This is a genomic window from Oscillibacter sp. (assembly GCF_032060045.1).
Taxonomy (GTDB): domain Bacteria; phylum Bacillota; class Clostridia; order Oscillospirales; family Oscillospiraceae; genus Oscillibacter.
Window position 1 is genome coordinate 2118 of record NZ_DAMBZJ010000024.1, and the last position, 15475, is coordinate 17592.

Annotated in this window: 16 protein-coding genes; 9 read left to right on the forward strand and 7 right to left on the reverse strand. The window is 49.5% G+C overall.

Annotated features, from left to right (window positions below):
* Positions 1-178: 178 nt before the first annotated feature.
* Genes RT018_RS10595 through RT018_RS10610 form a run of 4 tightly spaced genes read right to left on the reverse strand, consistent with a single transcriptional unit; the run spans position 179 to position 2614 of the window.
* Positions 179-1051 (reverse strand): 4Fe-4S binding protein, encoded by an 873-nt coding sequence (locus RT018_RS10595; RefSeq protein ID WP_312941714.1) that lies wholly within the window; start codon positions 1049-1051, stop codon positions 179-181.
* Positions 1048-1884 (reverse strand): ATP-binding protein, encoded by an 837-nt coding sequence (locus RT018_RS10600; protein WP_312941716.1) that lies wholly within the window; start codon positions 1882-1884, stop codon positions 1048-1050. Before RT018_RS10600 ends, RT018_RS10595 begins: the two co-directional genes overlap by 4 nt.
* Positions 1881-2237, reverse strand: a complete 357-nt coding sequence (locus RT018_RS10605) for a NifB/NifX family molybdenum-iron cluster-binding protein (protein ID WP_312941718.1) — start codon at positions 2235-2237, stop codon at positions 1881-1883. Before RT018_RS10605 ends, RT018_RS10600 begins: the two co-directional genes overlap by 4 nt.
* Positions 2234-2614, reverse strand: coding sequence for a DUF134 domain-containing protein (locus tag RT018_RS10610; protein WP_312941720.1), 381 nt, complete (start codon positions 2612-2614; stop codon positions 2234-2236). The genes RT018_RS10605 and RT018_RS10610 overlap by 4 nt, the downstream gene beginning before the upstream one ends.
* A gap of 647 nt (positions 2615-3261) precedes the next feature.
* Here RT018_RS10610 and modA point away from each other — a divergent pair.
* From modA to RT018_RS10640, 6 genes are all read left to right on the forward strand, one after another.
* Entirely contained in the window at positions 3262-4095 is an 834-nt protein-coding gene (modA, locus tag RT018_RS10615) for a molybdate ABC transporter substrate-binding protein (protein WP_312941722.1), read from the forward strand.
* On the forward strand, positions 4092-4898 hold the full coding sequence (locus RT018_RS10620; protein ID WP_312941724.1) for an ABC transporter permease subunit: 807 nt from the start codon (positions 4092-4094) through the stop codon (positions 4896-4898). Before modA ends, RT018_RS10620 begins: the two co-directional genes overlap by 4 nt.
* Positions 4899-4953: 55 nt before the next feature.
* Positions 4954-5634, forward strand: a complete 681-nt coding sequence (locus tag RT018_RS10625; protein ID WP_312941726.1) for an ATP-binding cassette domain-containing protein — start codon at positions 4954-4956, stop codon at positions 5632-5634.
* Positions 5631-6389 carry a Rossmann-like domain-containing protein gene (locus RT018_RS10630; protein WP_312941728.1) on the forward strand — a complete coding sequence of 253 codons (759 nt, stop codon included), beginning with the start codon at positions 5631-5633 and terminating at the stop codon, positions 6387-6389. The genes RT018_RS10625 and RT018_RS10630 overlap by 4 nt, the downstream gene beginning before the upstream one ends.
* Positions 6390-6863: 474 nt before the next feature.
* Entirely contained in the window at positions 6864-7397 is a 534-nt protein-coding gene (locus RT018_RS10635; RefSeq protein ID WP_312941730.1) for a dihydrofolate reductase family protein, read from the forward strand.
* A complete protein-coding gene (locus RT018_RS10640; RefSeq protein WP_312941732.1) occupies positions 7381-7692 on the forward strand; it encodes a hypothetical protein in 312 nt (103 codons plus the stop codon). The genes RT018_RS10635 and RT018_RS10640 overlap by 17 nt, the downstream gene beginning before the upstream one ends.
* Before the next feature lie 194 nt (positions 7693-7886).
* Here the strand turns inward: RT018_RS10640 and RT018_RS10645 are convergent, their stop codons facing one another.
* Together RT018_RS10645 and RT018_RS10650 are read right to left on the reverse strand one after the other, a co-directional pair.
* Complete coding sequence (locus tag RT018_RS10645; protein WP_312941734.1) at positions 7887-8720, reverse strand: nitroreductase family protein; 834 nt, start codon at positions 8718-8720, stop codon at positions 7887-7889.
* Between the two features lie 121 nt (positions 8721-8841).
* Positions 8842-9345, reverse strand: coding sequence for a nitroreductase family protein (locus RT018_RS10650; RefSeq protein WP_312941736.1), 504 nt, complete (start codon positions 9343-9345; stop codon positions 8842-8844).
* Between the two features lie 566 nt (positions 9346-9911).
* On the opposite strand from RT018_RS10650, the gene RT018_RS15840 reads away from it, so the two are divergent.
* Complete coding sequence (locus RT018_RS15840; RefSeq protein ID WP_397360151.1) at positions 9912-10079, forward strand: integrase core domain-containing protein; 168 nt, start codon at positions 9912-9914, stop codon at positions 10077-10079.
* A 407-nt stretch (positions 10080-10486) separates the two neighbouring features.
* On the opposite strand, the gene RT018_RS10655 is transcribed toward RT018_RS15840, so the two are convergent.
* Complete coding sequence (locus tag RT018_RS10655) at positions 10487-12631, reverse strand: methyl-accepting chemotaxis protein (protein ID WP_312941738.1); 2145 nt, start codon at positions 12629-12631, stop codon at positions 10487-10489.
* A 465-nt stretch (positions 12632-13096) separates the two neighbouring features.
* Between RT018_RS10655 and RT018_RS10660 the strand changes: the two genes are divergently transcribed.
* The gene (locus RT018_RS10660) at positions 13097-14080 is read left to right on the forward strand and encodes an Ig-like domain-containing protein (protein ID WP_312941801.1); all 984 of its coding nucleotides are present in this window, start codon (positions 13097-13099) and stop codon (positions 14078-14080) included.
* A 202-nt stretch (positions 14081-14282) separates the two neighbouring features.
* The gene (locus RT018_RS10665; protein WP_312941740.1) at positions 14283-15362 is read left to right on the forward strand and encodes a D-alanine--D-alanine ligase; all 1080 of its coding nucleotides are present in this window, start codon (positions 14283-14285) and stop codon (positions 15360-15362) included.
* Positions 15363-15475: the final 113 nt, after the last annotated feature.

A 15475-nucleotide genomic window follows, 5' to 3' on the forward strand; every position in this document is an offset into this window, starting at 1 on the left:
AACCGCCCACAAGCACATCGGGCAAAACCCATGCCGACAGATTTAGAATGCCCATTCCAGCCGCATTCAAGTGCTCCTCAAAGGTGTATTTACTCAGGAGTTTCCTGATAAAGGCTTATGACATGTTCCGTACAGCACGCGGGGTGCTCCGAGGTATTGTCCATCAGCGCAACAATTTTCATCTCGTATCACCTCCCAGCAAATCCATGGTGCGCTCGAACACTTCCCGCAGTGCGCGGGATGCAGGGCAGTCGATATCCGCAAGGCTCTTTCCGGAATTGATAGCGGCAGACGCCTGCCTGTCATAGGGAATACGGCCCGCAAAGGGGATGCCGCGCTGGGTGCAGAACTGCTCGATCTTCTCGGTGTTTTCCGGACTCGAATCGTATTTGTTGACGCATACAGCCGTTTTCGTTTGGAAAATCTCGGCCGTTTTCAGAATACGTTCCAAATCGCTGCGGCCCGATAGCGAGGGCTCCGCCACAATCAGCACCAGATCCACCCCGCTCATGGAGGCGATTACCGGGCAGCCAATTCCCGGCGAACCGTCAATAATCGCGAGTTCCTCACCCCGCGCGGCATTCGCCAGCGCAAGCTTTACCTCAGATACCAGCTTGCCGGAATTGCCGCGCCCCATTTTGAGTTCCGCCGTGGCAAACACCGCCTGGTCTCGATACAGCGTCACCTCGCCGGCCACGTCGTCCAATAGTGAAATTGCAGTACCTTGGCAAACCGCAGCGCATACACCGCAGCCCTCGCAGGAAAATTTGTCGATTGAAAATCCGCGGTCTGTTTTGCGAATGGCGTCAAAGCGACAGACTGCCGCGCACTTTCCACAACCGAGACATTTAGCCGGGTCAATGACGGCTTTTTGCGAACCTAGATAGTCAAAATACTCTGGTTCACTGCTCATTGTGGTCACCAGATGAAGATTCGGCGCATCCACATCGCAGTCCGCATAGGCGTGGGCATCGGCAAAGCGAATAAACGCTGCGGCGGTGGTGGTCTTGCCCGTACCACCTTTTCCACTGAGAATCAGCAATTTCTTCATGAGAGTAGCCCTCCCTTAACGGCGGAGAGCAGTCCTTTAAACGTCTGCGCGAGCTCGATGTCCTGCTCCACACCAATTTCACCCGCCGCGCCCAACGCCGCTAACTGTTCGGTGTACGGAATACGCAGTAGAATGGGTAGGCTCTGCGCCGCACAGTATTCCTCCAGCGGCGCGTAAGGTACGTCGGCCTTGTTGATCACCACGCCGCAGGGCTTTTGCAGTAGCGCAGCCAGCCGATGTACCATCTTAAAATTGTGTAAGCCAAAGGCGGTGGGCTCAACCACCAGCAGGCAGCAATCTGCATCCCTCACACTTTCCATCACCGGACACCCACTGCCGGGCGGGCAGTCGATGACGGTAAAATCAGCCTTGCCCCCGGCACCCAAGGCAGCCTTAATGACAGGTACCGCCGATGCTTCGCCGGTATTCAAGATGCCTGTCACCACACGTACATCGGCTTTTGCACCTTTCTCCACCATACCAACTGGGCGTGATACTTCCGTGACGGCATCTTCGGGGCACACCAGCGCACAGCCTCCGCAGGAATGACAGACCTCGGAAAAAACCATTGGCTTATCTTTCACAAAGGCCAACGCGTGAAATCGGCAGAACTCCACACATTTCCGGCATCCGCTGCATTTTTCCGCGTCAAACACGGGAACCCAAACAGAAACTGGCACTTCTGTTTCAATTTTCGGTGTCCAGTAAAGATGGCCGTTTGGTTCCTCCACATCGCAGTCGATATAAACCGCGTCTTGCGAAACAGCAGTGAGATTCACTGATACGAAGGTTTTGCCAGTGCCTCCTTTTCCGCTGAGTACCGCAACCCTCATACCTTGCCGTGAAAACCCGCATGAAAGCTGGTCAGCTCGTCAAGTTTTCCCTCCGCAAATGCCTTGAGTTGATCGTCTGCACTGCCTCCCATTGATTTGCAGATTTTGATTTTTGCGGCCTTGAACACGTCTGCGGCATTCTGACCACAACGAACCGTAATCAGCGTATTCGCGCCCGTATCAACCACAAACTGCGCCGCCTGGATGCCAGCGCCACCCTGCGCCTCGGTTGCCGGGTTTTCCACCGTTTGTGTTTCTTGGGTTTCTGTATTGTGGATAAGAAAATACGGCGTGCGGCCAAATGAAACGCAGACCTTTTCCTTTCCCTCATCAACGGGTATCACAATAATCATAAATGCTCCTCCTCTTGTTCTTTCTCCACACAGCCGCAGCGATGTCTCCGACAACCCCCGCAATTGCAATAGCGTTCTTTGCCATCGCACAGGCGGTAGTTACCGCCCTCAATTTTCAGCGGCAAACCATCCACTAGGGCGTGAGCGACTTTCTTGCGCGCGCCATCGTAAATTTGCTGTACTGTTGTGCGCGCGATGTTCATATAACCGCTGCATTCCTCCTGCGAAAACCCCTCGTTGTCGATGAGGCGAACCGTCTCATATTCATCCACCGTCATCACAACAGTATCACGGCAAGAGACGTTCTCTCCTGCGGGAACAAACTCGCTGATGGACGGAAGGCAGCAGACCTTCCTACATTTTTTGGGGCGCGGCATGATTTCCTCCAATCTTTTCCCGCCGGGGAGTCCTCCGATCAGTCTGTGAATTAACCTCTCTGCAAGCGATACTTTACGCAGGCGAGATGCTGTTCCAGAGCTGCTTTTAGCACCACCAGCGCGTCTTTGCTGCTATCGGCAACGAAACGACAAAAGCTCTTTTTTCAACGTGGCTTGCACGGCAGCACGGCCATAGCCTCAACGTACCTGGTACCACATCTGTCAAGAACCCGTACCATCCATATTTAACATGGATCGTCACTTCCAATCGCTTTGATTGTGGCATATGTCATTTATGCCTCGATTATATAAGTGAAAATGGCATATGTCAAGAACAAAATTGACATATGCCGCAAAAAAGCGATAAAGACAGTTCTCTTTCTAAGTGCGATTGATTAGTGGCACATCGACGGTACCACGACCAGCACCATGCAGATCGGGCTGCACTGGCGCTGATATGGGATTTGAGCATAAAAAAGAGCGAGACGCTGGTGAACTGCGCACTTGAGGTTTTTCGCATCCATAAGCTACCCTCGTTACAGGTAATTTAATCCACAATATAAAGATCGTTATTCTTGACCGAGAATATCGATTGTGCTATTGTTATATAGACAGCATACCAAATTATTCATAAGGGGGAGAAACAGATGAAAAAGATCTTAGTAACAGTCCTTGCGTTAACAATGATACTCTCACTTGCTGCTTGCGGCGCACAGGGACAGGATTCTTCCGGCAGCGCCTCTGGCAAAGCAGCCGCCTCTGCGGCATCCGGAGAAGCGGCAGTTTCCACATCGGCTACACCGGATCTCAGTGGTCAGTCGCTCCTAGTTTACTGCGGTGCGGGGATGCAGCAGCCTTTTCAGGAAATTGCAGCCGCATTTCAAGAGGAAACCAGCTGTCAAATGAATGTTACTTACGCAAACGCGGCGCAGATTCAAACACAGATCACAGAGTCCAAGGAGGGCGACTTCTTTATTGCCGGTTCTTCGGATGAGGTAAAGCCTGTTAAAGATAATGTATCCGGCAGTGTAGACCTTGTAAAACACATTCCCGTGCTGGCAGTTGCCAAGGGAAATCCAAAAGGAATTACCGGCATTGCGGATCTTGACAAAAGCGATATAGTGACTGTAATTGGAGATCCGGAGTCCACACCGATTGGAAAGATTGCAAAAAAAGCATTCTCTGATTTCGGTGTCTCCGATGCGGTAACGCTTGGCGCCACAACGACCACGGCTCCCCAACTGGCAACGGTTGTTGGTTTGGGTGAGGCAGATGCGACTATCATCTGGAAAGAGAACTGCAATGCTGATGGTGTAGAAATCTGTGAGACGAAGGACTTGGATAGCTATATAAAAACGGTCCCGGCGGCAAGGCTTACTTTTTCCACAAACAGCGCGGCTGCGGACGCATTCAGCATATTTCTCAGTTCTGATGCAGCCAGCCAGATATGGACTGCCAATGGCTACGAATTGGCAGGATGAAACGGCGAGAACATAACGTTTTCCAATCCGCTTGTATTTTTCTCACACTCCTGACGATTCTTTTTATCGGGGGAAATATTTTCGTAATCGCATTCCGGGGGATACGTAGTCTCCCGGAATGCCTGCATCAACCCGAAACATTGTTTGCGGTATATTTAAGCATTAAAAGCGCGTGCATATCCAGCACACTTTGCTTCCTGCTGTCGATTGCAGTTTCATATGTCCTGACTAAAACCAGATTGTTCTGCCGGGAAGTCATTGAGATTCTTCTGGAACTGACGATGTCACTGCCCAATATTGTATTAGGGCTGAGCATGCTGATTCTGTTTTCCTCGCCTTTGGGAAAGGCTTTGAAGAGTGCGGGCTTTCCAGTGGTCTTCAACAGCAGTGGCGTTGTCCTGGCGCAACTGGTTGTCAATCTGCCGTTCGCTGTAAAGCTGACATCAACGGCCTTTCGCGGGGTCGATCAAAAGCTGGAGCGGGTGGCCGGACTGCTTGGAGCCACACAGGGGAAATGCTTTTTTACCATCCTGCTGCCTCTGTGCAAAAACAGTCTGATCAGTGCGTTTATTTTGGTATGGTCGAGAGCCTTGGGGGAATTTGGGGCAACACTGATGCTGGTGGGAGTGACTCGCATGAAAACAGAGACGCTGCCTGCCAGCATTTATCTGGATGTCAGCACCAACAATCTGGGCGGCGCGCTGGCGAGCGCATTTATTTTACTACTTATTTCCGCCGTCTCGCTTGGAATCGCAAACCGCCTCGCCAAAGCGAACAGGAAGCTGAGCCGCTATGAATCATAATTCAGACTGCCTTTTGGAGATACGAGATCTTTCGGTCAGGCGCGGGAATTTTTCATTGGAGCACATCAATTTCTCGCTTCGGCAAAATGAGATCTTTTCCATCATTGGAAAAACCGGATCCGGCAAAACAATGCTTTTGGAAGCGGTTGCTGGATTCTATCAACCGGATCAAGGGAAAGTCCTTTACGGAACAGCCCCGATGTGTAAGATCCCGGCCTTCCGGCGGCACATTGGATACCTTTATCAGGATTACAGTCTATTTCCGCATATGACGGCATTTTCCAACATTGCTTACGGGCCCAAAATTCAGGGAGTCCCAAAGGCGGAAATAAAGGCCAGGGTGAAGGAGATAGCGGCGCAGTTTGAGATCGGGCATATTCTCAATCAGTATCCCGGAACACTCAGCGGCGGAGAGCAGCAGCGTGTTGCTTTGGCACGCGCGCTGATCATGCGACCATCTTTATTGCTGCTGGACGAGCCATTTTCCGCACTGGACCCGGTCACTAAACACAACATGTATGATATGGTGCGGAAAATCCGGGAAGATTTTTGCTGCTCTTTAATTTTTGTGACCCATGATTTTGCCGAAGCGGAGTGTCTGGCGGATCGAATTGGCGTGCTGATTGATGGACGTCTTTGTGGTATAGTAAAAAGCAATGAATTATACAGTGCCAAATGGGGGCAAGAGGTCCTTGATTTTCTCGGGATTACTAAAAAATCGGAGGAATTGCCATGACAAGGGAAGAACTTTATGGAACGTTGAAAACTAGATTTTTACAGGTTTTAAAACAGTATCATATTGAAGATGACGCCGTAACAGTGTCCTGCCGTGCTTTGACGCCGCAGGAGGCAATTGGCGAAACGGTTCGGAAAGACTTCCCGATTATTACCGGAAAGGATGTCATGATTGAAGCAAAGTACCGTGGCTGCCGAGGCCAGGCTTTTACAGATTCTCCGACCGCATTCAATGGAACTCTTGCTGAGATTTTGGAAATGGAAATTGCCCACAATTCTCACAACTGCGGAATTTTTATTGCAACCTTGAATGCAGTGATGAACTCCGTGGGACTGTGTAGCGGGACCGTGCACTGCCGAACGGACGGACCGGAACAATGCGCGGTGGACATGCTGGCGTTTCTTCGGGAAAATTATCCGTACGTCAGGCGGATTGCACTGATCGGTTATCAGCCCTCACTTCTTGAAATGCTGTCCGGAAGCGAATACGAGGTACGGGTACTTGATCTGAATCCGGGGAATATCGGGCAACAGCGCTATGGGGTTGTGGTGGAGGATGGAAGCCACAAGAAAGACGAGATAATTCATTCTTTCGCAGACCTGATTCTCTGTACTGGAAGCACGTTGTGTAACGGAACAATCGTTGATTATATGGACCTGCCCGTGGAAGTACTGTTTTTTGGTATCACGATTGCCGGCAGCGCCGGTTTACTAGGGTTAAAGCGGGTTTGTTTTGCCGAGAAATACGAGAAATGAACCACAGGCTTCCTTTAAGATGTATGGCCATAAGTTCCTATGAGTTTATCATTCACGGATTTTGAGACGATGATGCGCCGCCGCGGCCTTGTCTCCAAATTCTCAGTTGGAGCATTTGATGGCGAAAGTTAATCGGCTTTTCGTTGACCGGACTGCGCTTACAGAGCGGATTTTTAACTGAACTGGAAACGAGTACAGTAGCAGAAAAAATTCGTGTTCTCAACATTGAAGCACCCAATGATACGGTAATAAAATTTCTTACGGTCCTTGGATTCGAGCATTACGTCAGCCAATTTGAAATGATTTCACATATTGAATGACTAAACAGACTGTATATTATGCTTGCCCTATGGGGTATCTGACCGTTAGGGATATAGCACAATGGGCAGTTAGCTATCTTAGCAGAATTTTGCAGTTTGTTTATGACTTACATTTGGAATACAATCTGATTAATTATGTTAAGGGATGTTTATTATGAAAAAAGTAGTTTTATATATAGCTATGAGTTTAGATGGATACATTGCAGATAAAGCCGGCGGCGTTGAATGGTTAAGTGGTGATGGAAGTGACCCGGAAAATACGGGCAGCTATGATGAGTTTATTAAAACAATTGACACCGTAATTTTAGGATATAATTCTTACCACCAAATTGTTACTGAACTTTCACCTAATCAATGGGTATATAGTGGGCTGAAAAGCTATGTCATTACTCATAAAACTAAGCGGGCAACAGACGAAATTATTTATACGGATAGGGGCATAAGCGAGTTAATTAATAATTTAAAAATAGAAAATGGAAAGGATATTTGGATTTGTGGAGGGGCATCTATTGTTAATCAATGTATTTCCTTAGACCTAATTGACAAATACCACATTGCAATTATTCCTACTATATTAGGGGGCGGAATTAAACTTTTTGAAGACCAGGATGTTGAGCGCAAATTACAATTAATTTTTACTCATAGCTACAATGGTATCAACGAGTTAGTGTATGAGAGAAGATTATGAGCAAAACTGGAAACATAGAGTAATGATCGAGTTGCCCATTATGTTTATGATGGACATGAAGGAGAGAAAATTTTTGAAGAAATTTTTATTTGGAATACTTGTATCGTTGGTCGGTTTAATTTTTTCTTCATTTAGCTTTATGTACGCCATTATGAATCCAGGCATATATAATGGTACTGGTGGCCTGCTTGGCTCATTGCTCTGTAAGGACTTATTATATCCGTTTATAATTTCGATTATTGTAATGTTAATCGGACTGCTTATTTGCGGATATGAATCATACCGTAGAAAATGAGTGCTTTGAGACATACTTTCCGGCTGATGAGTTTCGCATCGTGTTTACACTGCGAGAAAGACGCAGTGCCCAAATATTTATATAATCAAAGGATAGATAGCATTTGACCTCTTTTGTGTTTTATGAGCAAATGAAAAGATGCTAAAAATGCATATTAATAGCTGCTTTAAAGTTTTTCAAAGACAGCTTATAAATCATGTTGCTGTCCACGAAAAAAGATAGCGCATCTTCTCCGGTACATGAATTTCAGGTTTAGCCAGCTTGACCAGCCGACCGGGTAGATCCCGTTCCAGTGCTGCCAAATGGAAGTGGCAGGCACCGATACCAACATCCGTGCGCTGGATATCGATCCCCAGTTTGCTATCCTTTATGGAGCGCATCTCATAAAAATGATAGGTGTCCTTGTCCTGAACTACCCGCCAAGGCTGCTTGTTTCCTGCCGACGGAGCAAGCCTCAGCATTTCAAGAGGGACTACATAATCACCGGCTTCAGACTGCGTAAGTGGATGAGAAAAGTCATCCTTGAAAAACAGGGTATCCCACGGCTGGCGTTGATTCGACTTTGCAGCCCAGCGTACCATAGAATCCATCACTCGCCGTTTCTCCTGAGAATATCCAATGGGCGAAATCGCGGGGAACAGATCTCCCTCTCTCAGATTCATGGCCGCGGCAAATCCGCTCCGGTCAAAGGTCCCGCCAAGCCAGCAAGTTCCAAAGCCCAGAGATGTAAGATACAGGATTAGTTGTTCGAAGGAATAGCCCAAGGCTTCCAGCCCCAGCTCAACCGGAGCGACAGTCGCTCCGACAAAGTCTGAGGCTCCTTTAATAACGCCGTAGGGTCCCAGGTTCTCTGCGGAGGCATTTTTTTCCAACAGGTGAAAGGACACTTCGACAGAAAACGGATTGCTCAGCCCCGCAATATAATTCCGAATTTCTTCTTTTTCGCCGACAGGAAGCGGGCGGTCCAGATATGATCTGACACTGCTGCGGGTCTTTACCGTTTCCTCAATTGAGAAATCCATTTTCATGTTACCACATCCTTTCTAAGCCAGCGTGTGAACCAGATGCGCTTCACAGGGCTTTTCCATATAATTTCCGAACCGGACCGCAGCGTCTTTAAAATGCTTTGATGCTGCGCCTTCTTTACCATTACCATTTTTCATAATGCACACGCTCAGCCTGATAGCGGTCAACAAACTGATTTTTTTGTCCGTCCGGATAACCAACCGAAATTAATGCAAAAGGTCGGATGTTTTCAGGGAGCTGAAATAACTTACGGACATTTTCTACCACAGGGTCAGACGTGGCGACGCCCAGCCATACGCCACCAAGTTCCAAATGAACGGCTTCCAGCAACATGTTTTCTGCCGCCGCACCCAGATCCTGCTCCCAGCCGGTCGGCACCTTCATTTTACGTTCATCCGCGAGAAGAACAAACGTCACCGCCGAGCCTGCGACGGGCGTTGCGTACGGTGAAGTTTTTGCTACCTGTGCCAGCTTCTCTTTGGCTTGGACCACAATAAATTCCCACGCCTGCTGATTGGCGGCGGAGGGCGCCTGCATTGCTGCCCGCAGCAGCTTGTCAATTTTTTCGGGCTCTACCGGCTGGCTGGAAAATTTCCGGATGCTTCTTCTGCTAAAAATTTCTTCCATAATAAATAGCCTCCTGTTTGTGTTTGATTATTCAGATTTGTTTGTCAACTTCTCAAGTAGCTTTTTGTTTATTTCCAGAAGCTGCAGCAGCTCTTCTTCTGTCAAAATAGCCTGATAGTTTTTGTGAGCAAATTCCATGCAACGACAATCTTTTCCTGCTGTGCCTGACCCTCCGGAGTTGAAAGCAAGCAGACATTTTTCCCTTCCGACTGCTTTTTTACATATCCCCTTCGTTCCAGCTTGTCAATCAGGCGGGGAATCGTGGAAGGTTATAGGGTATGCTGAAGGCCGTGGGAGAAGTGCTTCCGGAGCCAAAGTACCAGCGTTGTCACCCCTTTAGTGCATTTTTAATATAATACCATTTTATCAACAAATTATCTAGTTTTGACGGAGACCTTTTTATATAGCTTATGCAGGCTTATATTGACCAATTTCACGTTCCATCGATATAAACCTAGGCGGTATTCCCTGATACAAAAAGGGAATACCGCCTTGCTTGTTTTATCTTCAATCAATATATGGCAAAAGTGCTCGGGAAATAGCTGTCCGAGATGGGAGTAGCGCCGATGTACATCATGCCGGGAAGCACTTGGGAAAACGAATTTGTAGAGTCCGTTAACGGAACGATGGCAAGGGAACTGCTCAATCGGGAGATTTTGATACGTTATATGGGGCAAAAGATAGTGCAGATAAGATTGCGCAAACTTCCATTGTCGGGTAAGTTACGCCGTTAGCACCAGTGGGCCCGGTCGGACCGATAATGCCGGGAGACCCGTCTGCGCCAGTTGTACCGATAGCCCCGGTTGGACCAGCTGGACCGAGGCCCCTGTGCCCTTGTGGGACGGTGGGTCCTGTAACACAATAGACTGGTTTGCAGCAGTGTGCAGGATACGATGAGCAGGAATTACAATATTTGATTTTAAATAGATCATTACATTGAATTCTATTCATTCTTGGAAAATCACTACTATTATTGTCATTATATTTCATCGAACGATCTCCCTTGCTTTTAAACACTGCTAAAAAGGAGTCCTGCAAACAAATGGTAAATTTAAGATCTGGCCCATCATGCGGAGGGAAACTTGGTGAACGTTTCTCTCCGCATGATGAATGCCTCCTTTTTTAGATGATACAAAGACAATTAATATTTTCCTGCAAAATTTTCTTTTGCATTATTTTCTGTAGGCTTTTCTAACGACTCATTGGCCGGTTCACAGAAAATCTCAGCGGTTTTATCCTGTGCGATCGAGGACCCGCCATAGATTTCGTTGGGTGATTCTTCGGACAAGTGAAAGACGCTGATAAGTTCCAGTTGATGCTCAGCATAATTTAAGAGCTCGTGGCTGGATGCCGCGCTTTCCTCAGCGGTGGCCGCGTTGACCTGAACCACCGTGGAGATCTGATCAATACCAACTCGGATTTGCTCGACAGACACTGACTGCTTTTCCGTTTCCTCTGAAATGGCCTGCATCATTTTCATGGCCTTAGCAGCTTGAAGAGAGGCATCTTTCATGGACATTTCAGTTGCGGCCGAAATTTCGGTGCCCTCTTTGACCGCCGCAACAGCAGTTTCAATCAGTTCCGCGGTACTCTTTGCAGCCTCGGTGCTCTGCTGCGCCAGATTACGAACTTCGTCGGCCACAACGGAAAAGCCCTTTCCCGCCTCACCAGCACGGGCGGCCTCCACTGCTGCGTTCAGCGCCAGTAGATTCGTTTGAAATGCGATGTTATCAATCACTTTGATAATATTCTGGATTTCCAGAGAAGCAGAGTTGATGCGCTCCATGGAATTTGCCATGTTCTTCATGTGTTGATTGCTCTCGACCAAGCTGCTTTCCGCCTCTTTGGAAAGGCTGCTGGCCTGTACGGCATTGGTGGCATTTTCTGTAATGCCGGAAGCGACCGTGGTAACCATGGCGGACAATTCTTCGATGGAAGATGCCTGCTCAGAAGCTCCCTGTGCAAGCGTCTGTGAACCGTTTGATACCTGAAGGGCATTCGAGGATACATTGTTGGAAACATTGCGAAGCTCCGTCAGCATTCCGTTTAGCATAGCAGATGTTTTCAGAAGAGCATTTTTGATAATGGCAAAGTCTCCATCATAAGAGTTTTTAAAGTTCAGGTCGAGATTTCCGTGTCCTATCTGCTCCAGAAGCTCGGACGTCTCGCTGATATAAGCGATATATTCTCTCAATCGGGTGACCAGCGATTGCATGGATGTAGCCAACCGGCCAACCTCGTCTTTGGAATATATGTTGATGTTGACATCCAGATGGCCGGCAGCCAAATCATCTGTGATAGCTGTCAGGCGTTTCAGGGGCTTTGAGATGCTTTTGGCAATCAGCAGAATGATGAGAATTACAACCGTAATTGCAATCAGATAGGTTATTGTATTTACCAGAACCAGTTGGGAGGCAGCCTGCTGATATTCTTTTTGCGGGACAGAGGTAACAATCAAAAATTTGCTCAGGGATTCCTGCCCGATGACCGCAAAGGCGTTCTTGCTGTTTTCGGTGTATTGAATCACGTTTCCGGTTGGGAGAGTGAGTTCATCGAGCATTTCCTGCGAGTACCCTGCGGAATCGAGGCCTTGCATCAGTAGGTCCTGATTCGGATGCGCGAGGATGGCACCGCTTCTGGAAATCAACATCTGAGAACCCGTCTTAAACGAGGTCTGCGCATTAACCACCATGTCGCAGATCGTGGTAATCTGGATATCAATGGCCGTGACGCCGAGAATATCACCTGACGATCCGTAAACAGGGACGGAAATCGTCGTGACAATGTTATTGGTATGCGGGTCTATATACGGCTCGGTGATGATATAACCGCTGTCGATGTCGGATTGCTCAGAAAACCAGTAACTGCGGCTTTTTAGATCAAAATCATCGGGAAACCAGTCCTTGCCGTCAAATGCCATGTCGGTATTGGCGCTGGAGATGTAAGCGGACATAATATTTTCCGATTCATTTTCCATGAGATTGGAGAGCATGGTAAAAGCGCCTCTGTAATATGGGGAATCTTTCATGTTTTCAGTGGTTGAGCCGGACTGCAATAAATCAACGACATTTTGGTCAAGTGCCATTTGTTGGGCAATGGTTATATATTTTAACAGGTAGTTGGACACATTGGAGACGCTCGTTTGGTTGGACAACTGCACGATTCTGTCTTCACTTTGGCGCATATCCCTCGACGCCATAGTCGACGTGACTACACAGACGATCACCATAGCCGCCAGTACAATCCCACCGATACAGGTAATGATCTTTGCCGCAATACTTTTCATCCTATCAAATCTCCTCATCTTATTGGCACGCAATATTTTTCTTCCGAAATTCACTAGGTTTATTACGCTCTAATAGATTTTTCGTCAGAATTTGGAGAAAGTTAATAATATTTGTCGGACTTTAAAGCATGAATACGGGGAATTAGACGATGATTAGACGGTCGGCAATGAAAACATAGCATATCATAGCAGCGGCTATGTTATTGGTACATTTGATGCGTTGGCTCCCGATGCTGTCTGTGCTCGTGGGCAAGTCGCCGCTTTTTTGTATTGGGCCATGGATGGCACACGATTTTTTCAAAATGGAATGTTTTTTGCATGTCCGTGCAAAGGGTGACATAAAATCATGGAAAAAGAGCGGCTTTTGCCGCTCTTTTTCTGTATAATCTTATTGTGACGGCAAACACTACCTCCACACAGAATTTGAATCAAAGATTTAAAACAGGAGGTCGTGTTCCCTTGAAAATGTCAAATAAGAAAGCCCGCATATCGGCGTTGCTGCTGGCGCTGATGGTGACGCTGACCGTGCCCGCTCAGGCGCTGTTCGGCAAAAAGAGCGAGGAACCGGCACCCCCGGTTCAGGGCGCACCCATCGCAAAGGAAATTTCCGTCAGAACCTACCGCAACATCCCCTACCGCGCACAATTTCTTGCCTCGGATGACGAAAACGGCGAACTGACCTTTACCGTGGAAACGGCGCCCAAAAAAGGCACCGTCACCGTGGAGGGGGACGTATTCACCTATACGCCAACAGAGGGCAAAAGCGGGAAGGATAGCTTCACCTACGTGGTGACGGATCCTGCGGGGAATGTCTCCGCTCCTGCCACCGTCACCGTGATGGTGGATAAGACCAAGTCGGGTGTGGAGCATCAGGATATGGAAAACAGCTCCGCTGCTGCCGCCGCCCAGTATCTGGCGGAGACGGGGGCCTTCACCGGCGCACGCATCGGCGGGCAATACTATTTTGAACCCGAGCGCACACTTTCCCGGGGCGAATTTTTGGCCATGACCATGGAGCTTGCAAACCTTCCGGCAGATACCGTTACCATGACGGGCTTCTCCGATGATGAGGCGATTCCCACATGGGCCAAGTCCTATGCAGCGGCAGGCCTTTCCGAGGGAATCATCCGGGGCGTCTCCACCGAGACGGGAGCAGCGTTCCGCAGCAATGAACCCGTGACGTTCAATGAAGCAGCGGCCATTTTGGACCGGGTGCTGGCGGTGGGCGACGTGGACCTTGCCACATGGTACGCAGACCGGGACGCCACGCCCTCCTGGGCGGCACAGGCCGTGGGAAATCTGGAGGCTGTCAGCGTCATGTCGGTGGGCAGCTTCGGAAGTGGCACACTTGCCCAGCCCATGACCCGGGCGGATGCGGCCCAGATGCTCTGTGCGGCGGGAACGCTGCTGGACGGAGAGCAAACCGGGCTTCTGGACTGGATGCGCTAAAGAGTCCCGGCGCTTCACTTATAAAAGAGTACAGGAACCTGCCGAAAAGTATTTCCGGCAGGTTCCTGCGCTTGTATTTGCGGAAAAATTGTGCTAAACTGGTACGGATTGCAATAGCTATTGGATAGCCCGGTCCTGCCGGTGGCAGGCTTTGGGAAAAGGGCATTTGTGTGGGCCGCCGACGGCGGCGGAAGGAGGAACCATGAAGATCGTGGTATTGGCCGGCGGCCTTTCGCAGGAGCGGGAAGTTTCGCTGGTTACGGGGACGGCTGTATGTCGGGCGCTTCGCAAGGGGGGCCACAGGGCTGTTTTGGTGGATTTGTTTTTGGGGCTTGAGGACTATGACGGTCCGCTGGAGGCTGTGTTTGACGCGCCGGACGGACGCTGCGGCAACGCCGCCATTAAAACCACCGCGCCGGATTTGGAAGCGGTGCGCCGCAGCCGGAAGGACCAGGGCCCCAGCCTGATCGGAACGAACGTTTTAAACGTCTGCGCCCTGGCGGATATCGTGTTTGTTGGGTTGCACGGCGAGAGCGGGGAAGACGGACGTATTCAGGCTACGCTGGATTTGCTGGGAATCCCCTACACAGGATCGGGTCACCTTTCTTCCGCCATGGCGATGGATAAGATCGTCACCAAGCGATTGATGGAAGCTGCCGGTATCCGCACACCCAAGTGGCGGCTGGTGGAGTATGGCGAGGCCGAAGTGGAAGCCTTGTCCCAAGAGCTGCCGATGCCCTGCGTGGTGAAGACGCCGGGAGGCGGCTCCTCTATCGGGGTTTACATGCCTGAGACGCAGGAAGAGCTGAAAGCCGCCCTGCGGGACCTTTTACACTTTGACGGGCAAATTATTGTGGAAGAGCGGATTGTGGGCCGAGATATTTTCACTGGCGTTCTGGGGGACCGATGGCTGCCTTCGGTCGAGGTTATTTCCGCCAAGGGGAAATTCGACTATGAGGCAAAGTACCAGTCCGGTGGGGCGCTGGAACTATGTCCTGCTGATATTACCGTGGAGCAGCAGGAGGAGATTGGCGAAATGGCGCTGAATCTCCACCGCCTGCTGGGACTGTCCGTGTATTCCCGTGCTGATTTTGTGCTGGATGGGGCCGGTGTGCCGTGGTGCTTGGAGATCAACTCTCTCCCTGGCCTGACCTCCGCGAGTCTGATGCCCAAAGAGGCTGCCGCTGCGGGGCTTACCTATGAGGAGCTCTGCGAGGAAATTGTTCAGCTTTCTTTAAGGAGGACGTGTCATCATGCTGCCAATGACTGTCAGGGAGATTGAATCCGCCGTCGGAGGCGTGTGGTGGAATCCCAGAGAGGACGCGCCTTCCGTCTCTGCCGTTTGCACCGACAGCCGGGAACTGTCCCCCGGTTGCCTGTTTGTGCCTTGGAAGG

Excerpts from the sequence above, each read along its gene's own strand:
- RT018_RS10595 (WP_312941714.1), bottom strand. The coding sequence starts at position 1,051 with ATGAAGAAATTGCTGATTCTCAGTGGAAAAGGTGGTACGGGCAAGACC.
- RT018_RS10600 (WP_312941716.1), bottom strand. The coding sequence starts at position 1,884 with ATGAGGGTTGCGGTACTCAGCGGAAAAGGAGGCACTGGCAAAACCTTC.
- RT018_RS10605 (WP_312941718.1), bottom strand. The coding sequence starts at position 2,237 with ATGATTATTGTGATACCCGTTGATGAGGGAAAGGAAAAGGTCTGCGTT.
- RT018_RS10610 (WP_312941720.1), bottom strand. The coding sequence starts at position 2,614 with ATGCCGCGCCCCAAAAAATGTAGGAAGGTCTGCTGCCTTCCGTCCATC.
- modA (WP_312941722.1), top strand. The coding sequence starts at position 3,262 with ATGAAAAAGATCTTAGTAACAGTCCTTGCGTTAACAATGATACTCTCA.
- RT018_RS10620 (WP_312941724.1), top strand. The coding sequence starts at position 4,092 with ATGAAACGGCGAGAACATAACGTTTTCCAATCCGCTTGTATTTTTCTC.
- RT018_RS10630 (WP_312941728.1), top strand. The coding sequence starts at position 5,631 with ATGACAAGGGAAGAACTTTATGGAACGTTGAAAACTAGATTTTTACAG.
- RT018_RS10635 (WP_312941730.1), top strand. The coding sequence starts at position 6,864 with ATGAAAAAAGTAGTTTTATATATAGCTATGAGTTTAGATGGATACATT.
- RT018_RS10640 (WP_312941732.1), top strand. The coding sequence starts at position 7,381 with ATGAGAGAAGATTATGAGCAAAACTGGAAACATAGAGTAATGATCGAG.
- RT018_RS10645 (WP_312941734.1), bottom strand. The coding sequence starts at position 8,720 with ATGAAAATGGATTTCTCAATTGAGGAAACGGTAAAGACCCGCAGCAGT.
- RT018_RS10650 (WP_312941736.1), bottom strand. The coding sequence starts at position 9,345 with ATGGAAGAAATTTTTAGCAGAAGAAGCATCCGGAAATTTTCCAGCCAG.
- RT018_RS15840 (WP_397360151.1), top strand. The coding sequence starts at position 9,912 with ATGTACATCATGCCGGGAAGCACTTGGGAAAACGAATTTGTAGAGTCC.
- RT018_RS10655 (WP_312941738.1), bottom strand. The coding sequence starts at position 12,631 with ATGAAAAGTATTGCGGCAAAGATCATTACCTGTATCGGTGGGATTGTA.
- RT018_RS10660 (WP_312941801.1), top strand. The coding sequence starts at position 13,097 with ATGTCAAATAAGAAAGCCCGCATATCGGCGTTGCTGCTGGCGCTGATG.
- RT018_RS10665 (WP_312941740.1), top strand. The coding sequence starts at position 14,283 with ATGAAGATCGTGGTATTGGCCGGCGGCCTTTCGCAGGAGCGGGAAGTT.